Origin of the sequence: Kitasatospora sp. NPDC058965 (assembly GCF_042741245.1) — a bacterium.
Lineage (GTDB): Bacteria > Actinomycetota > Actinomycetes > Streptomycetales > Streptomycetaceae > Kitasatospora.
Window position 1 is genome coordinate 23802 of sequence record NZ_JBHYKG010000076.1, and the last position, 6111, is coordinate 29912.

The 6111-nt window shown below is 75.9% G+C and carries 7 protein-coding genes; 3 read left to right on the top strand and 4 right to left on the bottom strand.

Annotated features, from left to right (window positions below):
* Positions 1 to 91: 91 nt before the first annotated feature.
* Positions 92 to 736, bottom strand: coding sequence for a hypothetical protein (locus tag ACFW1A_RS15500; protein WP_380409168.1), 645 nt, complete (start codon positions 734 to 736; stop codon positions 92 to 94).
* Positions 737 to 1048: 312 nt separating this feature from the next.
* Between ACFW1A_RS15500 and ACFW1A_RS15505 the strand changes: the two genes are divergently transcribed.
* Entirely contained in the window at positions 1049 to 1774 is a 726-nt protein-coding gene (locus tag ACFW1A_RS15505; RefSeq protein ID WP_380409170.1) for a Type 1 glutamine amidotransferase-like domain-containing protein, read from the top strand.
* Positions 1775 to 1818: 44 nt separating this feature from the next.
* On the opposite strand, the gene ACFW1A_RS15510 is transcribed toward ACFW1A_RS15505, so the two are convergent.
* Entirely contained in the window at positions 1819 to 2514 is a 696-nt protein-coding gene (locus ACFW1A_RS15510; RefSeq protein WP_380409172.1) for a hypothetical protein, read from the bottom strand.
* Positions 2515 to 2676: 162 nt separating this feature from the next.
* Positions 2677 to 3234 (bottom strand): hypothetical protein, encoded by a 558-nt coding sequence (locus ACFW1A_RS15515; RefSeq protein ID WP_380409174.1) that lies wholly within the window; start codon positions 3232 to 3234, stop codon positions 2677 to 2679.
* A gap of 703 nt (positions 3235 to 3937) precedes the next feature.
* Here ACFW1A_RS15515 and ACFW1A_RS15520 point away from each other — a divergent pair.
* The gene (locus tag ACFW1A_RS15520; RefSeq protein ID WP_380409176.1) at positions 3938 to 4933 is read left to right on the top strand and encodes a LuxR C-terminal-related transcriptional regulator; all 996 of its coding nucleotides are present in this window, start codon (positions 3938 to 3940) and stop codon (positions 4931 to 4933) included.
* Between the two features lie 60 nt (positions 4934 to 4993).
* Here the strand turns inward: ACFW1A_RS15520 and ACFW1A_RS15525 are convergent, their stop codons facing one another.
* Positions 4994 to 5878, bottom strand: coding sequence for an SDR family NAD(P)-dependent oxidoreductase (locus ACFW1A_RS15525; protein WP_380409178.1), 885 nt, complete (start codon positions 5876 to 5878; stop codon positions 4994 to 4996).
* 62 nt (positions 5879 to 5940) lie between these two features.
* Here ACFW1A_RS15525 and ACFW1A_RS15530 point away from each other — a divergent pair.
* A partial coding sequence (locus ACFW1A_RS15530; RefSeq protein ID WP_380409180.1) for a TetR family transcriptional regulator occupies positions 5941 to 6111 on the top strand: 171 nt, incomplete at its 3' end.

Sequence of the window (6111 nt, forward strand, 5' to 3'; positions counted from 1 at the left end):
GCCCGGTCCGGGCCGCAGATCCCACCCGCTGCCGCACGATCTCACCCGAACGTGTCAGCCGGCGGCAGCAGCACGGCGACCATCGGCACCGTCAGTCGTCGGCGGCGGGCGGGTCGGCCTGGGCGCGGGCCCGGCCGGTGGCGAAGAAGCCGGCGAGGGCGTCCGCATGCGTCAGGTCCGCCAGCGGGCGGGCGGCGCCGAACGGGACGTTCCAGAACGCGCCCTCGCGCCGGGCCCACGGGCCCACGTACGCGTAGGGCTCGGGCAGTTGGGCGTCGCCCGGCGAGACCCCGTAGTTCACCTCGTCCACGGTGATCCCGAGGTCGAAGTGCTCCGGCCACAGCACGGGTTGCCGGTCGGGGGCGAATCGGCGCAGTGCGGCGTCGCCCGCGGCGAAGCCGTCCAGGATCGCGGCGGTGGTCGCCGGGTCGAGGTGCAGCACCTCCTCCGGGCCGACGTCGCAGCCTTCGCCGTACAGGCCGGCGGGCGCGCCGAGGTCGAGACCGGCTGCCGCGGCCAGGTCGGCGCAGCTGCTGCCCGCCAGGGCGAAGCGCCCGCCCGCGGTGACCAGCTCGGTGCCGTCGACCCGGACGGCCGGGGCCGCGACGGTGCCGAAACCGCCCGGCCGCACCTGGAGTCTGATCGTCTCGCTGGCCCGGAACTGCGGCCCCGCCAGGAGGAGTTCGGCCACGGCGTGCAGGGAGCGCCGGGTGCTCGACGGTGCTGAGGGATCCACGGAACCTCCAGGAGTGATCGGTCCGAAGCCGCGCGGACCGCGGCAACGGCCCCGCGGGCCTGCGACGACCGCGACCGGCCGGCGCGCTCGCACTCGCGCTCGCGCTCGCGCTGCCCACGGTACCCACTGCCGCTCGACGCCGGTGGCAGGTGGCGCCGCCGGAGCGCGCCGGGTCCGGCGTCGGCCCGCGTGGCGCGCCCGGCCCGAAAACCCCGGCCCGAAAACCCCGGGCGGACACCCCGGGCGCGCTGCTAGTGTCCGTGGCCGCCGCCGGGGCCCACCCGTGCGGGAACCGGCAGGAGACGAGGCAAAGTGAGTGCGTATCTGATCGGCGGGGGTTGGCGGCCGGACGCGGCGGGGCTGGTCTACGGACCGTTCCTGGCAGCGGCGGGCGCCGAGCCGGTCGTGGCCTGCCTGCTGATCGACGAGGGCGACGGCGCCGCCCAGTTCGCGCGCTTCGAGGCGGCCCTGCGCGCGGCCGGCCCGTGCACCCCGGTCCCGGTGCTGGTCCCGCTGGGCGGATCGGTCGACCTGTCCGCACTGGACGGCGCGGACGCCCTGCTGGTCTGCGGCGGCCTGACCCCCGCCTACCAGGAGGCGCTGAGCCCGGTGGGCGGGGAGCTGGCGGCGCTGCTTGCCGACCGCGGCATGCCGTACGCGGGGTTCTCCGCCGGCGCCGCCGTGGCGGCCGACGCGGCCGTGGTCGGCGGCTGGCTCTCCAAGGGCACCCAGGTCTGCGCCGAGGAGAGCGGCGAGGACCTGGAGGAGATCGAGGTGCGCCCGGGGCTGGGCCTGGTGCCGTTCACCGTCGACGTGCACGCCGCGCAGTGGGGCACCCTGCCGCGCCTGATCGAGGCCGTCGCCACCGGTGCGGCGGTGCGGGGCGCGGCGATCGACGAGAACACGCTGCTCCACGTGGACGGTGACCGGGCCCGGGTCGCCGGCCTGGGCCGGGTGCACGTGGTGGAGGCGCTGGACGGTGCGGGAGCGGTCGGCCTGCGCAGCTACCGGGCCGGCGAGGAGTTCGCCGCCCGTTGACCGGCCCGCGCGGCCGGCGGACGCCCGCCGGCCGCGGGGTCCCGTCAGCGCGTGGCCTCCCCCGCCGCCCCGTACGCGCGGTGTTCCTCCAGGTAGGGCAGGCGCGCCCGCTCGCGCCAGTCCACCACCTGCTCGTGCGCCGCCGGCCGGACCGCTGCGGCTTCGGCCGCGTCCTCGGTCCAGCCGTACGGGTACGGGCCGCCCAGCGACACCGCCGCTGCGGCCAGGTAGCGGGCCATCGCCTCGTCGTCCCCCACGGCCACCGTCTCGACCTCGCCCCGGTCGACGGGGATGCCGATCTCCCAGCTCCCGTCCTCGGCCCGCCGGGCCCCCCACCCCCGCGCCCAGTGCACGTGCCCCGCCGTGACCTCGCCGCCGGGCCGGGGCTCCAGCCCCGCGTCCCGCAGCGCGGGAACCACCGCAGCCGGCGTGCCCCACGGGATCGGCAGCCCGGCGCTCACGGCCACGCCGAGCACCGTCCGGCACGGGTAGGGCGTGCCGCAGCACGCGCATCGCGGCTGCTGCGGCCCGGCGCCACCGGCGCCCGTCCGGGCGGGCTCGTGCAACTGCACCACGGCCCCGAGCAGGTACTGGTGCCGGCCGACCGGCTGCCCGGCCTCCTTCAGGTCCCGCAGGAGCAGCTGCAGCAGCCGGTGGAACAGCCGACCGGACTCGTCGCTGTCCAACGGCGGCACCGGTACCCGGACCACGCTGTCACTCACCTGCCCGTCAGAACCCATGCGGGCGAGCCTAGAGGCTGTGCCCCGTTCCCCCGGACGCCACCCGCGGCGACATGGACGACGGGGGTGCGCGAGCCGTTCCGGAGGAGGCGTTCGGGCGGGTGCGGATCGGTCCGCCCGGGCGCGGAGTCCCGGTCGGACCGGTCCGGACCCGACGGTCCGTCAGCCGGGCACCACGGCGTTCCAGGTCAGCTCGCGCTGGAAGCCGTGGCGCCAACCGCGGGTGTGGACCGGGTCGGTACGGGGGTTGTCGAAGCCGTCCTTGGCGTCGACGTTCTGGCCGCTGTCCCAGAAGGACTGCAACGCCGACGCCCCCCAGCTCTCCTGGCCTCCCCACGACCACAGTTCGCCGTTCGCTCCCAGGGGCGAGGTCCCGGAGTCCTCCATCACCAGGACGCCCTCGTTGCCGCCGGTGTAGGCCATCACCGCGTCCTTGGCCGGGTTGTACAGGGTGAACTGGCCGCCGGGGCCGATCTCCTTCCACAGGCAGAAGGCGTCGGGGGCGGCGGTGTTGACCTGCTTGAGCCACACCCAGTTGTCACCGGGACTGGCGCACAGCGCATAGCCCGCGAACGTGCCACTCATGATCATGACCTTGGGCGTCGACGCCTGGGCCGGGGCCGCGGGCAGCACCGTCAGCGCGGTGGCCGCGACGCCCGCGGCCGCGAGGAGGGTGCGCAGGCGGCGGCGGGTGCGGGAGGCCTGGGTGGGTCGCGTCATCGGAACAGACTCCTTCTCGGGTGGTTGGACGTGACGGGGCAGGACGGGGGCTTCCCGTCCCGCCGCCGAGGGGGGTGCACGTGCTGCGGCCGTGCCGGGACCGGCGTCGGGCGCCGGACCGGCGCCGCGGGCCCGTGGTGGCGTGGTCAGCCGCCCCAGGTCACATCGGCGGGCGACGGGGCAGCGGCAGGCGCCGGACCGACGGACGGGGCCGCCCCCGCCGCAGCCGCGCCCACCGTGCGGGCGGTGCTCGGCGAAGCCGCGGACACGGCTCCCCCGCCCACGGCCAGGGCGACCGCGGTGGCGAGCGAAGCAAGGGTCCTGACCGTCATCGGTGCTCCTGGACGTGCGCTCGTGGGATCCCGGTGCCCGTCCCGCGGGACGGGTCGGCGGGCCGGCGGCGGGAGCACAACGTGCCCGCCCCGCCCGGCTCCCGTTACTCTGCGGGCGCCTCCGGCCGCCGTTTCGGCTGCTTCCGCAACTATGGGGTGCCCGCCGCCGCCGGGGGAACGGACCCGGGCTGGACGGAATATGCGCTGGCATAAGCGGGCCAGGCGAGCCCGGCGGAGCACGTCGGCCGGTTCCGGACATGGCGCGAATCGCGTGGATGACGTGAACGTGTCAATCTCATACACTCCCTCCCCCGCACGACGCGCACACCGTGTGCGCGACCTCGTGCCGCCGTTCGACGAAAGGGGAGCTCGTGCTGGAGGTCCTGGGCCTGGACACCGAGGCCGAACACGTCTACCGGACCATGCTCGCCCTGCCGAGGAGCACCGCCGCAGACCTGGCCGCCCGCACCGGACTCACCGTCCACCACACGCGTGCCGCCCTCGACCGGCTCAGCGCGATGGCCCTGGTCCACCCGCCGCGGGCCGAGGACACCGGGTTCCGCGCCATCGGACCCGAGAACGCGATGGAGATCCTGCTCGCCCGGCAACAGGCCGAACTGGCCGCCCACCAGACGCGCGTGGAAGCCTCCCGCGCGGCCGCCGCCCAGCTGATCGCGGAGTGCTCGGCCCTGCGCACCGCCCCGGCCGGCAGTCACTTCGAGCAGGTGGTCGGCCCCGACGCGGTCCGCGATCGGCTCGCCCGCCTGGCCGACGAGGTCCGGCACGAGATCAGCACCTTCGCTCCCGGCGGCGCCCACACCGAGGACGACCTGCGCGCCAGCCGCGAACCCAACGCCCGCCTGCTGCGACGGGGCGTCCGGGTGCGCACGGTCTACCTCGACAGCATCCGCAACCACCGGCCCACCCTCGACCACGCCGCCCGGCTCGGCGAGCTCGGCGCCCAGGTCCGCACCGCCCCCACCCTCCCCATCCGCATGATCATCGCCGACCGCGCCCACGCCGTCCTCCCGCTGGACACCGACAACGCCCGGGCCGGCGCCGTCGTCCTGGTCGGCACCGGCACCGTCACCGCCCTCAACGCGCTCTTCGAGAGCATCTGGACCGCCGCGACCCCGCTCGGCCCACCGCCCGCCACCGCGCCCCAGCAGCTGTCCGCCCAGGAACGCGCCGCCCTCGACCTGCTGACCTGCGGCCACACCGACGAGACCATCGCCAAGCGCCTGGGCGTCTCCCCGCGCACCGCCCGCCGGATCGCCGCCGACCTGCTCACCCGCCTCGACGCCCGCAGCCGCTTCCAGGCCGGCGTCCACGCCGTCCAGGACGGGTACCTCCCCGCCCGCCGGTGATCCCCGCACGCCCCGCGCCGCAGCGCCGAACGGGGCGTGCGGGCCGGTGTCGACGGGTCGTCACCGAGGGCCCTGGGCGGGCTGCTCGGCGTCCGCCGGGAACGCGACGGGGTACTCGGCGCCGAAGTCGGCGGAGGCCGAGACGGCCTGCCAGGCCTCGGCCTCGGCGAGCTGCCGGCGCGCGTGGTCCAGGGCCAGCCGGGCCGCGTTGGCGCCGAGCAGCAGGTGGGAGGGCAGGTGGTCGCGCTTGACCACCTCGACCAGGATCGCCGCGGCGCGGTCCGGGTCGCCGGCGGTGCGGCCGCCCCGGGAGCGCTCCATGAAGGCGCCGACGGTGTCCCGGTACTCCGGCGGCACCGGCTGGAGCTCCATCGAGGAGCCGGCCCAGTCGGTGGCGAAGCCGCTGGGCTCGACCACCAGGTAGCGGATACCGAGCGGTGCGGTCTCGGTGGCGAGCACCCGGGTCAGTCCGTCGATGGCGAACTTGGCCGCCTGGTAGGACCCCAGGCCCGGGCTGCCGCCGACCCGGCCGCCGACGGAGGAGAACTGCACGACGAGGCCGCCGCCCTGGGCCTTCAGCAGGGGCAGGGCCGCCTTCGAGACGTGGTAGACGCCCCAGAAGTTGGTCTCGAACTGGCGCCGGAAGTCGTCTTCGGGCGCCGTCTCGACCGGGGCGACGTTGGCGTAGCCGGCGTTGTTGACGACCACGTCGAGCCGGCCGAACCGGTCACGGGCCGCCGCCAGCGCCGCGGCGGCTGCGGCGGCGTCCGTGACGTCCAACGGGAGCGTGATCACCCGGTCGCCGAACTTCTCCACCAGATCGGCGAGTTGCTCGGGACGGCGGGCGGTGGCGGCGACCCGGTCGCCCGCCTCCAGGGCGGCGACGGCGAGGGAGCGGCCGAAGCCGCGGGAGGTACCGGTGATGAACCACGTCTGAGGAGCCATGCCGATAGCAAAACACCGTTTCGCTAATAGTGCAACCGCGTTGCGTTAGATAGGATGCCGGTATGACCAGCAGCAGCCAGCCCCTGCGCGCCCGCAGCCCCGAGGCCAAGCGCGCCCGGGAGGCCGCGATCCTCGACGCCGCCGCCCGACTGGCCACGGAGCACGGGGTCCGGGTGGTGACCCTGACCGACATCGCCGCGACGGTCGGGATGCACAAGTCCGCGATGCTGCGC

Bases quoted from the DNA above. Each gene is read 5' to 3' on its own strand.
- ACFW1A_RS15510 (WP_380409172.1), bottom strand. From the start codon at position 2,514: ATGGGTTCTGACGGGCAGGTGAGTGACAGCGTGGTCCGGGTACCGGTG.
- ACFW1A_RS15515 (WP_380409174.1), bottom strand. From the start codon at position 3,234: ATGACGCGACCCACCCAGGCCTCCCGCACCCGCCGCCGCCTGCGCACC.
- ACFW1A_RS15525 (WP_380409178.1), bottom strand. From the start codon at position 5,878: ATGGCTCCTCAGACGTGGTTCATCACCGGTACCTCCCGCGGCTTCGGC.